Below are 16,852 nucleotides of genomic sequence, written 5' to 3' on the forward strand. Positions count from 1 at the left end.
TATTAGTTGAAATTATAAGATTTATGTTTTTTTCGCAATATTATTAATAATATTGAAAATATTTAACATTGAATCACGAACACCGAGAGAAAAAGCTTTTTCTGCCATAATTAAAAGTTTATCTCTATTTAAAGAATTAAGTATGTTAACTATTAATGTAGTATTTAATTTTGATTGATCAATTATTTTCGCAGCACCAATCGATTCCAAATTTTCTGCATTTAGATGTTGTTGTTTATCTTTATGTGGATAAGGTATAAATATAGCAGCTATTCCTACTATAGATATTTCACTTACAGTTAATGCTCCAGAACGACAAATAATTATGTCAGCCCATTCATATGCAGAAGCTATATTTTTTATAAAACAAGTGATTAAACATTGATTTAATTGAAATTTTTTATATTTTTTTTTTGTTTTTTCAAATTGATAGCTTCCTGTTTGATGCCAAACAATAATTTTTTCTTTTAATAAAAATGATACTTCTGGTAATATATAATTTAAAACTGAAGAACCTTGACTACCACCAACAACTAATACTCGTAAAAGACCTTTTCTATTTTTAAAACGATAAATAGGAGGAAGAATGTTAATAATTTTTTCACAAACTGGATTTCCAACTACTTCTGCATTCTTTAAAACTCCAGGATACGCTTGCATGTTTTTTGTAGATATTTTAGAAAGCCAGTAGTTTGTAATACCCGCAATTTTATTTTGTTCATGTAAAATAAAAGGAATTTTACAATTCCAAGCAGCTATTCCTCCTGGACCAGAGACATATCCTCCCATACCTAAAATAACATCTGGAGACCAATTTTTTATTATTTTTTTAACATCACAATAAGCACGTAATATATATATTGGTGAAATAATTAAATTTTTTAAGCTAGTATTACGTAATCCTTTAATTTTTATAAAATGAATTTTGATGCCATATGTAGGTATAATTTTAGATTCTATACTATTTTTTGTACCTATCCAATTAACACACCATCCTTTTTTAATTAAATATTGTGCTATAGTTAGTCCTGGAAAAACATGGCCACCACTTCCACCTGCCATAATTATTATTTTTTTGGAAATCATTTAGGTCCTCTAGGAAATGCTTGTGATGTTCTTAATCTTGTTTCAAAATCAATTCTTAATAGAAAAAAAATAGCTATTGAATTTATAATTAAACTTGAACCACCATAACTAATAAATGGTAAAGTTAATCCTTTAGTTGGTAAAATACCAGTAACAGCACCAACATTAATCAATGTTTGAAAACTAAACCAAATACCAATAGAACATGCTAAAAATCCTGGAAAAGTTTGTTTTTTTGCTAAAGCTCTTTGTCCAATATACATAGCACGAAACGAAAGAGTGAAAATTATTAATAATATTAAAGAAGAACCAATATAACCTAATTCTTCACCTATAATAGAAAATATAAAATCACTATGTGCATCAGGCAAATAATCTAGTTTTTGTATTGAATTTCCTAAACCTTGTCCTAAAAAATTTCCACGACCTAATGCTATTAATGATTGTGTTAATTGATATCCATTTCCAAATGGATCTTCCCAAGGATTCCAAAAAGATAAAATTCTTTTAATACGATAAGGTTCTAATAATATTAATAACATTACTATTACTATACTAATAGTGATAATTATAAAAAATTGTCCTATCTTAGCACCAGAAAGGAATAAAATTGATAAAGTAGTAAAAAAAAGAACAATAACAGTTCCTAAATCAGGTTCTGCTAATAGAAGAATTGATTGTATTATAATAATACTCATAGGTTTAAAAAAACCCCAAAAATTATTACATACTTCGTTAGATTTTCGTGATAAATAACTAGATATATAACAAAATGAAGAAATTTTGCATATTTCAGAGGGTTGTATATGTAAAAAACCTAAGCTAATCCAGCGAAAAGATCCATGTATTGAATGACCTATTAGTAATACAAGAATCAGTAATAAAATTGAAATAATTAGTATAATATTACTATTTTTTTTCCAAAAAATAATTGGGGTGCGTAAAAAAATAAAAGATAACAAAAATATTAAAAAAAAATAAAAAATTTCTCTTTTTATAAAAAAAAATGGATTATCATATATTTTTTGACTTATAGGAATTGATGCAGAGATAACCATAATTAATCCAATAGAAAATAAACTTATAGTTAACCATACTAATATACGATCATATAGTATAAAAAAAGAATCTTTTTTATCGTTGTTTTCTTTAATATTTGTTTTATTTTTTTTATTTTTTTTTTGTAAATATATCAAGTTATTTCCTTTATTAACTTTATAAAAAGATTACCCCTCTCTTCAAAGTTAGAAAATTGATCTAAACTGCTACATCCCGGAGATAAAAGTACTGTATCACCTGGTTCAACTTGTTTGGAAATTAATATCATTGCTTTTTTTAAATTTTCAACATAAATAGATTTTTTTTTACATATTTTTGATAATTTAATACCATCTTTTCCAAAACAGTAAATTTTTATATTTAGATTTTCAAAATAGATTTTTAATATATTAAAATTTGCAGATTTGCTATCTCCACCTAATAATAATCGTATTTTCCCTGTTTTTTTTATAGAATTTAAAGCAACTTTAGTACTATTTACATTTGTAGATTTAGAATCATTTATCCAAACTATTCCTTTTTTACTTTTTATTATTTGACATCGATGTGGTAAGTTTGAAAAATTTTTAAGTGTATTTATTACGTGATTTCTAGGAAACTGCATTGCATCTGAAATAGCGATAGAGACTAATATATTATTATAATTATGATAACCTGATAATAATATTTCATTAGTATTTAATATTTTTTTACTTTTATAAACTAAGATAGTTTCATGATTTTTACGAGAGATATAATAATCACTTTTACTTGTTCCAAAACTAATCCATTTTTTATTGTCATTAAAAACAAGATGATTTAATTTATCATTAGAATTAACTATGCAAATTTCTGCTTGATTATAAATAGATGTTTTAGTTTTTTTGTATTGTTGAAATCCCTGAGGATATCGATTGATATGATCTTCACTGATATTTAGAATAACTGCTATTTTTGATTTTAAAGTAAATGTGTTTTCTAGTTGAAAACTAGATAGTTCTATTATGTATAAATCTGTTTTTTTATCAAGCATTTTAAGTACAGGAAAACCAATATTTCCACCTAAAGAAGCTTTATAACCTGATTCTTTTGCGATTTTTGTAATCATTGTCGCTACAGTAGTTTTCCCATTAGTTCCTGTAATTGCAATAATAGGAAAACTGACTTCTCTAGCAAATAATTCAATATCACTAATAATTTCAATTCCTAGTAAGCGAGCTTTAATTAAAATAGGTCTAAATGAAGAAATTCCTGGGCTTATAATAATTAAATCTGATTCTAAAATCCATTGATGTTCTAAATTTCCTAAACTATATTTAATTTTTTTAGGAATTTTAATTAAATTTATAGGATGTTTAGATTCATCAATAATTTTAGGTTTTATTCCTTTTTTTAAAAAAAAATTCAGACATGATATTCCTGTTAATCCCATACCTAAAATTAATATTTTTTTACCGAAATAATCATATGACATTAACACACCTTTAAAGAAATAAGTCCTATTAATAGTAATATTAATGACACGATCCAAAATCTTATAATAATTAAAGGTTCTAATATTCCCTTGATTTCATAATGATGATGAATTGGTGCCATTTTAAAAATTCTTTTTTTTCTAATTTTGAATGATATAATTTGTAATATAACAGATATTGTTTCACAAACAAAAACACCACCCATAATAATTAGCAATAACTCTTGATGTAATAATATTGCTATAGTCCCTAAAGAACCACCTAATGATAGAGAACCAACATCTCCCATAAATACCTTGGCTGGGTAGCTATTAAACCATAAAAAACCTAATCCTGAACCAATAATTGCCATGCATAATATAGCTAATTCTCCTGAATTTTTTACATAACGAACATGTAGAAAATTAGAGTTATTTATATTTTCACTAAATAAAGCTATTAATGTAAAACCACAAGTTAAAAAAATAACAGGCATAATAGCTAAACCATCTAATCCATCTGTAAGATTGACTGCATTACTAGTTCCTACTATTATAAAATAAGAAAGAAATATGTATAAATAATTTATTTCAAAAGAATTTTTTATATAAAAAGGAATTATTAATTCAGTAGAAATGATATCTTTATTATAAAAATTTATTATACAAATAAATCCTAAAGCAAAAATAGATAACCAAAAATATTTGTATCTTAGTTGTAATCCCTGAGTATTTTTATATTTTATTTTTTTATAATCATCTATTAAACCTATTACTCCATATCCTATTAAAATACTGGTAACATACCAAATATAGATATTAGATAAATTACAATATAATATTGTTGAAAAAAATATAGAAAAAATTATAAAAATTCCACCCATAGTAGGGGTATTATTTTTTGAATAGTGTGTTTTTGGTCCATTTTTTCGTATTATTTGATATTTTTGTAATTTTTTTAGGTGATAAATAAAATATGGTCCAATGTATAAATTAATAAAAAAAGAAGTGAATAAGCTAAATATTGCACGATATGGAAGATAAGAAATAACATTTAAATTCAAATTTAAGTATTTATTGAAAAAAATTAACATTTTTTGTTGTCCTTAACAAGTTCTTCGACTACTTCTTCCATTTTTGCACTACGAGATCCTTTAATTAATATTACAAATTTTTTTTTCTTTAATAAAAAACTTTTTAAATGTTCATTTAATTTTTTTTTATCAAAAAAATGTTTTCCATTATTAAAAACTTTAGTAATTTCATTACTCATATTCCCGATACTGAAAATTTTATTAATTTTAGATAAATTAGCAGTATTTCCTATCATTTTATGGTATAACATACTTTTTTCTCCTAATTCAGCCATGTCTCCAGTAACCAATATTTTATAACCTGGCATTTTTTCTAATACTTTTATTGCTGAAATCATAGATGAAACATTAGAATTATAAGTATCATCAATTAAAATTTTATTAGGTTCTAATATAATAGATTCTAATCTTCTTGAAATTACAGGAGTTTCTAATAGTCCTATTTTTATTTTTTTTAAAGGTATTTTAAGTGCAAAAGAAAGAGCACTGGCTGCTAATGCATTAGATATGTTTTGATAACCTAGAAATGGTAATGAAATATTTATTTTTCCACATGGTGTATGCATTGTGAAAGATGTACCATATACATGAATTTTAATATTACTACAAAAAAAGTCACTACATTTTTTTTTTTAATAGAAAAATATAAAATATTATTTTTTTTTATATCTTTTTTCCATTTTGAAAGATGATGGCTATCTAAATTAATAATAACTGTGCCATTCGTTTTTAAACCAGAAAATATTTCTGATTTTGCTTTAGACACTCCTAATAATGATTTAAATCCTTTTAAATGAGCACAATGAATATTATTAATTAATATAATTTCTGGCTTACTAATATTACTAGTATAAGAAATTTCACCTGGTTTATTTGCTCCTAATTCAATTACAGCATATTTATGTTCTTTTGTTAACTGTAATAAAGTCATGGGAACACCAATATTATTATTTAAATTCTCAATAGTAGATAACGTATTTCCATTCTTTCTAAGTATAGATGCTGTCATTTCTTTTACTGTAGTTTTTCCACAAGAACCAGTAATAGCTAATAGCTTTACATGACTTTTTTTACGGATCCAACTAGCAATTTGACCTAAAGCAATAGATGTATTTTCTACTATAATATATGAAATATGAGATTTTATATATTTTTGTGTAATAAAAGAGGAACATCCTTTTTCAATAGCCTCGTTTATAAAAATATGAGCATCAAATTTTTTACCTATTAAAGCAATAAAAAGACAACCTGGAATAATCTTTTTGGTATCAATAATAATTTTATCTATTAATAAATTTGTTCCATGTAGTTTGCCATGAGTGATTGAAGCAATTTTTTTTAACGATAAAGAAATCATATCTTTTCTTCCAATAAGTTTAAGACTATTTTTTTATCTGAATAATTGATATATTTATTGTGAATTATTTGTTTTTCTTCATGTCCTTTTCCAGCTATCAAAACTATATGATTATATCTTGCTTTTAAAAAAGCATAAGATATTGCTTTTTTTCTGTTTGGAATAATAAGTATTTTTCTTTTATTTTGACAACCATTTAAAATATCTTGAATAATTTTTTCTTCTTTTTCATTTCTTGGATTATCATTAGTAATGATAACTTTATTTGAAAGTTTTTCTGCAATAGCTCCCATAATAGGACGTTTTTTTTGATCTCTTTCGCCTCCACATCCAAATATGCACCATATATATCTTTGATAATGAAAACGAATTGCATTAAGTGTTTTTTTTAATGCATCAGGTGTATGAGCATAATCAATAATAAAAGTTGGTTTTTTAATAAAAGAAAATGTTTCCATTCGGCCATGTACAGGTTTTATTTTATGAGATGTACGAATTAAATCAGATAAATTGTGACCTAGTTCTAAAAGACAAGCTAATGATAACAAGAGATTCATTACATTAAAACGTCCAATGAGACAAGATGATATTTTACCTACTCCCCAACTTGATTCAAATGTAATGTAAATAAAATTATTACAATATTTAATATCAGTAGCATTTATCCATTTTGTAGAATATTTTTTCTGTCTAGAATTTTGAATAGTAACCGCTATAGTATAATAATTAAGTAGTTTTTTTAACCATATTTTTCCATATTTATCATCAGCATTTAAAATAATTTTTTGAACTTTATGTGTACTAAATAATAACCATTTTGCAGATTCATATTTTTGCATGTTTTGATGATAATCTAGATGATCTTGTGTTAAATTTGTAAATATTGCAATATAAAAAGGAACGGCTTTAACACGATTTTGTATTAATCCATGTGAAGAAACTTCCATAGTAACTAATTTAGCTTGTTTTTCTAAGACTATAGATAAAAATAAATGAATAAAAATAGCAGAAGACGTTGTATTTTTTGTGGGTTCCAAGCAGTTATAAAAACCGTTTCCTAAAGTTCCCATAGTTGCAGTTTTATTACCTAAAATTTTTCTCCATTGATTAATTAATTGTGTTACAGTTGTTTTCCCATTAGTTCCAGTTATACCAATTATTTTTAATTTTTTTCCTGGTTCTTTATAAAATCGACTTGCTAACATCGATATATTTTCAGATAGTTTAAAAAAATATATTATAGGAATATTATTAATATATTTAAAGATTCCATGATTTTCTTGTTTTTCTGTTTCATATAGAATTGCTGCTGATTTTTTATAAATAGCTTCAAAAATAAAGTTACGTCCATCTTTTTTAGTTCCTGGGATGGCTATAAATAAATCACCTTGATTTAAAGATCTGCTATCCATATTTAAATTTGAAATATATTTATTTGGAATGTTTTTAATCCATGGTGATAATAAATATTTTAAGCAAGTTTGGTCCATTTTTTTTCTTTTAAGTTAATTTTTAAAATAGAATGTTAATTTTATAAATTATCTGGTTTTATATTCATTGTTTTTAATGTTGATTTCATTATGCTACTAAAAACTGGAGCAGAAACCGCACCACCATAATATTTTTTTCCCTTAGGATTATCAATAACAATTATTAATGAAAATTTTGGATTGCTAGCAGGGGCAATACCTGCAGTATAAGCTATATATTTTTTAATATAACGTCCATGAATTCCTACTTTTTTTGCAGTTCCCGTTTTAATGGCAATACGATATCCTTTAACTGCTGCTTGAATACCTCCTCCTCCTGGTTTAGCAACATTTTCCATCATATTAATTACTTTTTTTACATATTTTTTAGGGAAAATTCTTTTTTCATATACTGGATTGTTAATTTTTATAATTGATAGTGGACGATATATTCCATAACTACCAATAGTAGCATATAATCGCGCGAGTTGAAGTGGGGTTACCATTAGTCCATAACCAAAAGAGAAAGTAGCTTTATCTAAATCAGACCAGTTTTTTTTTTTAGGGAAAAAACCACTGTTTTCACCAATCAATCCTAGTTGAGTTGGTTTTCCTAATCCAAATTTAATATAACTATCAAGTAATTTTAAAATTGGAATAGATAATGCAATTTTTGATACTCCTACGTTACTTGATTTTTGTAATATTCCAGTTATTGTAAGTTTTTCATGATAAGAAACATCTTTGATTTGATGTCTTTTTATGAAAAAAGGTTTTGTGTTAATTATTGAATTTTCTTGAATTATTCCAAGTTTTAATGCTTCCATAATAACTATTGGTTTTACTGTAGAACCTGGTTCAAAAATATCCGTAATTGCTCTATTACGAATATTTTCTTTTATCACGTACTGTATATTATTAGGATTATATGCTGGACTATTTGCCATAGCTAGAACTTCTCCAGTTTTAATATCAACTAAAATTGCAGTTCCAGAATCAGCTTTGTTTTGTTCTACTGCTTTGTTTAATTCATGATATACAATAGTTTGTAGTTTTGTATCAATACTTAGGGTTAAATTATTAGATGAACTTTTATTGATTAAAGATATATTTTCAATAATTTGTCCTTTATTATCTTTTCTGATTTTTCTTTTACCTGGTTTTCCTGTTAATAATGTGTTAAAACTTTTTTCTATACCTTCAATTCCCATACCATCGATATTAGTTATACCTATAAGTTGAGCTGTAATTTTTCCAAAAGGATAATATCTTTTTGATTCTTCTAACAAAAAAATACCTGGCAATTGTAAATTTTTAATATATTCTGAAATTTCAGGGCTGATTTGACGAGCTAAATAAATAAATTTTGATTTTTTATAAGAATCTATATGTAAAAATATCTCTTTCAATGGAATGGAAAGAGCTTCTGATAAAGCTTTCCAACGTTCATTATTTTTAATATTTTTTGTATTAATAATTACTGATGGATCAGCACAAATAGCATTGACTGATACAGTAACTGCTAGCGGATAACCTTCGCGATCATTAATAATACCCCTTGTACTTAGTAAGGATTGTATTCTTAATGTTCTACGATCTCCTTCTATTATAAGTGAATGAGAATGAATTATTTGTAAAAAAATTACACGTAGAGTCAAAATAAGTAAGGATAAACAAATAAAACTATATAATATAAAAAAACGCCAATTTATATAATTTATTTTTTTTTCTTTTAAAAAATTAATTTTTTCTTTATTGTACATTTTCTAAAAAATATCCATCAATTTACATTTTTTTATCAAATAAAAATTATTTTTTTTGAATTGTAGAATGAATAGATAAAGAATTTTTTTCAATTATTAAATTTCTCCATTCGTCATTTTTTTCTTTTTTTTTTAAAATAAGCTTTTCTTCTTGAGTAATTAATAATCGAGTTTTATAAACTGTTATAACGACCAAACTAGCAGATAATATAATAGCTATTAATAGAATTAAGTGTGTTTTTCCATATAAAAGAAAATCATTTTTAATTATTGTTATTAAATCATAACGTTTAGTCTTCATGTTTATTTTTTTATTTCTGCTACACGAAGTATTGAGCTACGAGCTCTAGGATTATTATTTATTTCACTTTGATTTGGTATCATACGATTAATAATTTTTAATTTACATATTTTTAAATTATTTAATTGTTTTTCTGTAATAGGCATTCCATATGGAACTGTTGCTTTTGTACTATTTTCCATTATAAATCTTTTTACTATTCTATCTTCTAAAGAATGAAAACTAAGAATTGATATACGTCCTCCTGGACTTAATATTTTTAGTGTACTTTCTAAAGCTTTTTTAATTTCTTCTAGTTCTTGATTAATATAAATTCTAATAGCTTGAAAACTTCTTCTGGCTGGATGTTTAAATTTATTTTTTATCGGTATAGCTTTTCTAATAATATTAGCTAATTCTAGAGTACTGTTTATTTTTTTTTTTTGATTTGCATTTTTAATTGCGTAAGCTATTTTTTTGGAAAAACGTTCTTCTCCAAAATTTTTTAAAACAAAAGAAATTTTTTCAACACTACTTTTAAAAAGCCATTCTGAAGCAGAAATGCCATAGTTAGGATTCATTCTCATATCTAAAGGACCATCTTTTTTGAATGAAAAACCTCTTTTATGATTATCAATTTGTAATGAAGAAACTCCTAAATCAAATATAATTCCATTAACTTTTCCTATAATTTTTTTATTTTTTGCGTAATCTAGCAATTTTGAAAAATTGTCATTAATTATATGAAATCGCGAATCTTTAATTGCATTACCTATGGAAAAAGCAATTGGATCTCTATCAATAGAATATAATTTTCCATCTTTTCCTAATTTTTTTAAAATTTCATTTGAATGTCCACCTGTTCCGAATGTACTGTCAATATAAATACCGTTTTTTTTTATTTTTAAAGATTGAATTAATTCTTTTTTCATTACTGGAATATGTTTAATTGTACGATTCATTATGAAACACATATAATCTAAAGTAAGAATATGATACATGACCATTTTTATGAAAATGATCATGTTTAATATATTTTGTTTTAAAAAATTTAATATTTAAAATTATTGAATTTTAGAATTTTTATATTTTTAAAAAATTTTTTTAATATTTTTATCAAAACATTTAAAAAATTTATAAATAATTTAAAAATTTTTAATAAACATGAATATAATGTATAAAAACTTATCCCCGAGCAATACCTACAATTCCAGAACGAGTTACTTCAATAATTTCTGAGATATCACGTATTTTTTTTAAAAACGAATCAATTTTTTTTGTAGTACCAGATAATTGTAATATATATGTTGTAGATGCTATATCTACAATTTGTCCTCGAAATACTTCAGTAATATGTTTTATATCATCTTTTATATGGTTATTAATCTGAACTTTTAATAATATAATTTCACGTTCTATATAAGAAGATTGTCCAATTTGTACAACTCTTAACACATCTATTAATTTATGAAGTTGTTTTTCAATTTGTTCAATTGCTTTTTCATTGCCTACTGTTTGTATAGTCATTTTTGATAAAGAAGCATCTTCCGTGGGTGCTAATGTAATAGTTTCGATATTATATCCTCTTTGTGAAAATAGTCCTATTACTCGTGATAATGCACCTGATTCGTTTTCTAATAAAATAGATAAAATTCTTCGCATATTTTAGGAAACCTCTTTTTTCCTCAACCACATTTCATTCATACCCCCGCCTTGAATCTGCATAGGATAAACGTGCTCAGAATTATCTATTTGAACGTCTACAAAAACCAAATGGCCATGAGATAATTTATTTAATGCTAGTATTAATTTTTCTTCTAATTCTATGGTTTTAGTAATTTTGATACCAAAATGTCCATAAGATTCTGATAATTTTACAAAATCTGGAAGTGAATCCATATAAGAATGAGAATGTCGTCCTGAATAAATCATATCTTGCCATTGCTTAACCATACCTAGAGAAGAATTATTAAGATTTAATATTAATATTGCTAAATTATATTGTCGTGCTGTAGATAATTCTTGAATGTTCATTTGAATACTACCATCTCCAGTAATACAAATAACAGTTTCTTTAGGTAAAGCTAATTTAACACCTAGTGCTGCAGGTAATCCAAATCCCATAGTACCTAGACCGCCTGAATTAATCCAATGTCTAGGTTTATTAAATGGATAATATAATGCAGTAAACATTTGATGTTGTCCAACATCTGAAGTAATATAAGATGTACCTTTTGTAAGTTTAAAAAGAGTTTTAATAACTGTTTGCGGTTTTATTTTATTACTTTTTTGATTATATTTTAGACTATTAATTTTTTTCCATTTTTTAATAGTATTCCACCAATCTTCTAAAAATAAAATTTTCTTTTCTTTTTTTAATAGTTCTAGCATTGTTTTCAATACGTATTTTGCATCTCCAACAATAGGTATATTAGCTGAAACAGTTTTAGAAATGGAAGTAGGGTCAATGTCAATATGTAGAATAATTGCATTTGGACAGTATTTTTTTAAATTATTTGTTGTTCGATCATCAAATCTCACTCCGATTGCAAAAATCACATCAGCATGATGCATTGTCATATTAGCTTCATAAGTACCATGCATTCCTAGCATAGAAATATTTTGAACATGATTTCCCGGAAAAGCACCCAATCCCATTAAAGAAGTAGTAACAGGACAGTTTGTTTTCTCTGCAAAAACTCGTAATTCTTCACTACTGTTAGAACTAATGATTCCACCGCCTGCATAAATCACAGGTCGTTTAGCTTCTAATAATGTACATAATGCTTTTTTAATTTGTCCTATATGACCTTTAGTTGTTGGATTATATGATCTTATATGAATATTTTCCGGCCATTTATAACAGAATTTATTTTCTTTTTTTAAAATATCTTTTGGTAAATCAATTACTATCGGTCCTGGACGTCCACTTGATGCTAACCAGAAGGCTTTTTTAAAGACAACTGGTATATCTTCAGTTTTTTTAACTAAAAAACTATGCTTAACTATTGGACGAGAAATACCAATCATATCACATTCTTGAAAAGCATCATAACCGATTAATGAAGAAGCAACTTGACCAGATATTACAACCATAGGTATAGAATCCATATATGCTGTAGCAATACCAGTAATAGCATTAGTTGCACCTGGTCCAGAAGTAACTAATACAACTCCTATCTTTCCAGTAGAACGAGAATAACCATCAGCCATATGAGTTGCAGCTTGTTCATGTCTTACTAAAATATGTTCAATTCCACCAACAGTTTTTAGAGCATCATAAATATCTAGTACAGCACCACCAGGATAACCAAATATATGCTGTATTCCCTGATCAATTAATGATCGAACAACCATTTCGGCTCCTGATAACATTTCCATTTTTTTCCTCCAGGACACTAATTTATTAGGTTTTACTTCCTAGTTCGCTATCTATCAGTTTATCCTGTAGTTTATCTAGATAAAATTAGCGCTATTTAGTATAAGAAATTTTAAAAATACAATATTTCAAAAAATTTATTTTTTATTATATAAAAATTAATTATTTTAAATAATAATTTTAATTTTTATTATTACAAATATATCAGAGATTATCAATGAATAGAAAGAACTAAGTATAATTTATATGATTTAATTTTTACATAAAATTAGTGTAAATTATTTTTTTTAACCAGAAATTTTTTAAATTTAGGAGAAATCCATGTTGAAAAAATATTTTTTTCTTTAGTAATAAGACAAACAGCTAATTGTTCTTTTAATGCTAATTTTTTAGCTTTTTTAAAACCTAATATTAACAAACCTGTATCCCAACCATCTGCTTCTAAACCTGTTGAGGAAATAACACTAACTGAAACTAAGTTATGATTGATAGGTTTTCCGTTATCAGGATCAATTAAATGTGAAATATATTTTCCTTTAAGATAATAATAATTACGGTAACTACCTGCTGTACTAATTGAATTATTGTTTAAATGTACTAATAAATGTATTGATTTTTTTTGATCAATTGGTTTTTGAATAGCAATTATTTTATCTTTATTTTTTTCTGTTTTAACTAATACAGTTCCACCAACTGAGATAGTATAATTTTTGATTTTTTTTTTAAGTATATACGATAGATGGTCAACAGCAAAACCTTCACCAAGAGTAGAAAGATTGATTTCTATTCCATCTATATCTTTTTCTAGAAACATCCCAAAAGAATTTTTAATAAGTTTTAAATGTTGACTACCAGAAAGTTGCATTTTTTCTTTTATTTTTTTTTTAGAAGGATAATTAGTTGGTTTTTCTCTAGTACCAAAACCCCATATATTAATTAATGAACTAATTGTTATATCTAATTTTCCATTAGTTTTTTTATTAATTTTTAAAGCTGTATCAATAATATTAAAAAAATTTTTATTAATTATTTGTGGTTGATTTTTTTTTCGTTTATTAAATTGAGATACAAGAGAATTTTGTTTCCAAGATGAAAGCAGATTTTCATCTTCATCTAAATTTTTTTGTATTAAATTTTTTATATATATTTTATTTTTTAAATTTGGAATTTTAACTTGCCAATATGTTCCCATAGTTTTTCCTTTTAATGTTGTAATATTTTGTTTTTCTTTATTTAAAGGTTTATTATAAAAATTAACTATCATGAATATGATAAAAAAAAAAGGCTATAAATGATACTAAAAGACATAAAGAATTTATTCTCCTAATTAAAATAAATTTTAGTAATTAAATTATTAAAATAAAATTGTAGATTTTTTTTATAACATAATTATTGTTATAATTTTTAAAAATTTTTTTAAAATATAAATATTTATTATATTGCTAGTCTCTTTTCTAATCTTGATATTAGTATGAATTTTTATATATTATAGATATTAATGAGCAATAGAGTTAAATATCGATGGAGTGTATAATAAAAATTTATTCTATTGTGTACTCCATTATAATAATATTTTTATTTGCAGAGTAGATTGTAATTATGAGAAAGAAATAATGAAAAAATCAGCCATAATATTAAGTAAAGTAACACTGATTTTAATGCTTTTTCTAAGTTTTGGAATGTCTTGGAGTGATATTTCTCCTAGTACAAAAAACAGCACTGTTTCAAAAGAAATATCTCCTAGTTTAGCACCAATGTTGGAAAAAGTTATGCCTTCAGTAATTAGTATTAATGTTGAAGGAAGTACTGTTGTGCGTACTTCTCGTTTACCGCATCAATTTCAACCATTTTTTGGCGATAATTCACCTTTTTGTCAGGAAAATTCTCCATTTCGACATTCTCCTTTTTGTCGAGTTAATCCTGATTCTGATAATACAAATGAAAAATTTCGTGCATTAGGTTCTGGTGTTATTATCAATGCTGATAAAGGATATGCAGTAACAAATAATCATGTTGTTGAACATGCAAGTAAAATTCAAGTTCAATTAAGTGATGGACGTCGTTATGAAGCTCATATAATTGGAAAAGATGCACGTTCTGATATTGCTTTAATACAGTTAAAAAACGCAAATAATTTAAGCGCTATAACAATTGCTGATTCCGACAATTTAAGAGTGGGAGATTATACTGTAGCTATTGGAAATCCATATGGTCTTGGAGAAACTGTTACCTCAGGTATTATTTCTGCCTTAGGAAGAAGTGGTTTGAATATTGAGCATTATGAAAATTTTATTCAAACTGATGCAGCAATTAATAGAGGCAATTCTGGTGGAGCACTAGTTAATTTGAATGGTGAATTAATAGGAATTAATACTGCTATTTTAGCACCAGATGGTGGCAATATTGGAATAGGATTTGCGATTCCTGGAAACATGGTTAAAAATTTAACTGCACAAATGGTTCAATTTGGACAAGTAAGACGAGGAGAATTAGGCATAATAGGTATGGAACTAAATTCAGATTTAGCACAGATTATGAAAATAAATGCGCAAAAAGGAACTTTTGTTAGTCGAGTTTTACCTGATTCTTCTGCATTTGAAGCAGGAATTAAGGCTGGTGATATTATAATTTCTTTAAATAAAAAACCCATTTCTAGTTTTTCAGCATTGCGTGCTGAAATAGGATCTTTGCCAGTTACAACTAAAATGGAATTAGGAATATTTAGAGAGGGAAAAATAAAAAGTGTTATTGTTGAATTAAAACATTCTGTAAAAAATAATTCAAATTCAGAGAATATTTATATAGGAATTGAAGGTATAGATTTAAGTAATTATACATCTAATCAACAAAAAGGTGTCAAAGTAGAAAATGTAAAATTAAATACATCTGCATCTAAAATTGGCTTTAAAAAAGATGATATTATTATCGGAGTTAATCAGAAATTAATAAGTAACTTAGAAGAATTAAAAAAAATATTAGATACCAAACCTAAAATATTAGTTTTTAGTGTAAAAAGAGGCAATGATAGTATATATTTAGTAAGTGAATAATTGTGCTATATTCCCGCCCGAAAAAATACGGGCGGTTTTTATTTATTTATGTTATATTTCTTAATAATTTATTTATTTCTGTTTTTTTTAATGTTTTGAAGTCTACTTTTTTTACAATAATAGCTGCGTAAAGATTATAATTTCTATTTTTAGATGGTAAACTTCCAGAAACTACTACAGAATTAGCAGGCACTTTCCCATAAAAAATTTTTCCATTTTCTCTATCGTATATTTTAGTACTTTGTCCAATAAAAACACCCATAGAAATTACGCATCCTTTTTCTACAATAACTCCTTCTACAATTTCAGATCGAGCACCAATAAAACAATTATCTTCAATAATGGTAGGATTGTCTTGAAGAGGTTCTAGAACACCTCCTATACCTACACCTCCAGAAATATGTACATTTTTACCAATTTGAGCACAAGATCCTATTGTAGCCCAAGTATCTATCATAGATCCTTGATCAATATATGCACCTATGTTTATATAAGAAGGCATAATTATTGTACTATGATTGATAAATGCGCCATATCTTATTGTTGCTGGTGGTACTATTCTTATTTTTTCTTTTTTAAATTTTTTTTCGTCATATTTTTCATATTTTAATGGAATTTTATCGTAATAATTAGTATGACTACCTTTTATGAAGTTATTTTTTTTGATATACATATATAGTAGAACTGCTTTTTTTAACCATTCATGTGTGATCCAAGTACTGTCTTTTTTTTCTGAGATTCTAATTGTTCCATTATTTAATAATTTAATTACATGAAAAATGGTTTTTAAAATATCATGTTCAATATCATTAAAGTCAATTTTATTTTTATTTTCATAAGCTTCTTCAATTATTTTTTTTAGTTCTTGCATTTTTTAATTTAA

The 16,852-nt window shown here is 25.2% G+C and carries 15 protein-coding genes; 1 reads left to right on the forward strand and 14 read right to left on the reverse strand.

Annotated features, from left to right (window positions below; translation table 11 throughout):
• Window positions 1-21: 21 nt before the first annotated feature.
• From murG to D9V61_RS01150, 13 genes are all read right to left on the reverse strand, one after another.
• Window positions 22-1,086, reverse strand: a complete 1,065-nt coding sequence (gene murG, locus D9V61_RS01095) for an undecaprenyldiphospho-muramoylpentapeptide beta-N-acetylglucosaminyltransferase (RefSeq protein WP_158339406.1) — start codon at window positions 1,084-1,086, stop codon at window positions 22-24.
• Window positions 1,083-2,282, reverse strand: a complete 1,200-nt coding sequence (gene ftsW, locus D9V61_RS01100; protein ID WP_158339407.1) for a cell division protein FtsW — start codon at window positions 2,280-2,282, stop codon at window positions 1,083-1,085. Before ftsW ends, murG begins: the two co-directional genes overlap by 4 nt.
• A complete protein-coding gene (murD, locus tag D9V61_RS01105; RefSeq protein WP_158339408.1) occupies window positions 2,279-3,598 on the reverse strand; it encodes a UDP-N-acetylmuramoyl-L-alanine--D-glutamate ligase in 1,320 nt (439 codons plus the stop codon). Before murD ends, ftsW begins: the two co-directional genes overlap by 4 nt.
• On the reverse strand, window positions 3,598-4,671 hold the full coding sequence (gene mraY / locus D9V61_RS01110; protein WP_158339409.1) for a phospho-N-acetylmuramoyl-pentapeptide-transferase: 1,074 nt from the start codon (window positions 4,669-4,671) through the stop codon (window positions 3,598-3,600). Before mraY ends, murD begins: the two co-directional genes overlap by 1 nt.
• A complete protein-coding gene (locus tag D9V61_RS03170; protein ID WP_261979465.1) occupies window positions 4,665-5,237 on the reverse strand; it encodes a glutamate ligase domain-containing protein in 573 nt (190 codons plus the stop codon). Before D9V61_RS03170 ends, mraY begins: the two co-directional genes overlap by 7 nt.
• Window positions 5,213-6,028, reverse strand: coding sequence for a Mur ligase family protein (locus tag D9V61_RS03175; RefSeq protein WP_261979466.1), 816 nt, complete (start codon window positions 6,026-6,028; stop codon window positions 5,213-5,215). Before D9V61_RS03175 ends, D9V61_RS03170 begins: the two co-directional genes overlap by 25 nt.
• Window positions 6,025-7,518 (reverse strand): UDP-N-acetylmuramoyl-L-alanyl-D-glutamate--2,6-diaminopimelate ligase, encoded by a 1,494-nt coding sequence (gene murE, locus D9V61_RS01120; protein ID WP_158339410.1) that lies wholly within the window; start codon window positions 7,516-7,518, stop codon window positions 6,025-6,027. The genes D9V61_RS03175 and murE overlap by 4 nt, the downstream gene beginning before the upstream one ends.
• Before the next feature lie 41 nt (window positions 7,519-7,559).
• On the reverse strand, window positions 7,560-9,260 hold the full coding sequence (gene ftsI / locus D9V61_RS01125; RefSeq protein ID WP_158339411.1) for a peptidoglycan glycosyltransferase FtsI: 1,701 nt from the start codon (window positions 9,258-9,260) through the stop codon (window positions 7,560-7,562).
• 46 nt (window positions 9,261-9,306) lie between these two features.
• Window positions 9,307-9,561, reverse strand: coding sequence for a cell division protein FtsL (gene ftsL / locus D9V61_RS01130; protein WP_158339412.1), 255 nt, complete (start codon window positions 9,559-9,561; stop codon window positions 9,307-9,309).
• Window positions 9,562-9,563: 2 nt separating this feature from the next.
• Window positions 9,564-10,502 carry a 16S rRNA (cytosine(1402)-N(4))-methyltransferase RsmH gene (gene rsmH, locus D9V61_RS01135; RefSeq protein WP_158339413.1) on the reverse strand — a complete coding sequence of 313 codons (939 nt, stop codon included), beginning with the start codon at window positions 10,500-10,502 and terminating at the stop codon, window positions 9,564-9,566.
• A gap of 223 nt (window positions 10,503-10,725) precedes the next feature.
• Entirely contained in the window at window positions 10,726-11,202 is a 477-nt protein-coding gene (ilvN, locus tag D9V61_RS01140) for an acetolactate synthase small subunit (RefSeq protein WP_158339414.1), read from the reverse strand.
• A gap of 3 nt (window positions 11,203-11,205) precedes the next feature.
• A complete protein-coding gene (gene ilvI, locus D9V61_RS01145) occupies window positions 11,206-12,921 on the reverse strand; it encodes an acetolactate synthase 3 large subunit (RefSeq protein ID WP_158339415.1) in 1,716 nt (571 codons plus the stop codon).
• Window positions 12,922-13,187: 266 nt separating this feature from the next.
• Window positions 13,188-14,183 carry an FAD:protein FMN transferase gene (locus tag D9V61_RS01150; protein WP_261979467.1) on the reverse strand — a complete coding sequence of 332 codons (996 nt, stop codon included), beginning with the start codon at window positions 14,181-14,183 and terminating at the stop codon, window positions 13,188-13,190.
• Window positions 14,184-14,532: 349 nt separating this feature from the next.
• Between D9V61_RS01150 and degP the strand changes: the two genes are divergently transcribed.
• The gene (gene degP / locus D9V61_RS01155) at window positions 14,533-15,969 is read left to right on the forward strand and encodes a serine endoprotease DegP (RefSeq protein WP_158339416.1); all 1,437 of its coding nucleotides are present in this window, start codon (window positions 14,533-14,535) and stop codon (window positions 15,967-15,969) included.
• Between the two features lie 46 nt (window positions 15,970-16,015).
• Here degP and dapD read toward each other — a convergent pair whose 3' ends face one another.
• A complete protein-coding gene (dapD, locus tag D9V61_RS01160) occupies window positions 16,016-16,840 on the reverse strand; it encodes a 2,3,4,5-tetrahydropyridine-2,6-dicarboxylate N-succinyltransferase (protein ID WP_158339417.1) in 825 nt (274 codons plus the stop codon).
• Between the last annotated feature and the right edge of the window lie 12 nt (window positions 16,841-16,852).

Source organism: Buchnera aphidicola (Acyrthosiphon lactucae) (assembly GCF_005083565.1).
Taxonomy (GTDB): Bacteria; Pseudomonadota; Gammaproteobacteria; order Enterobacterales; family Enterobacteriaceae; genus Buchnera; species Buchnera aphidicola_AH.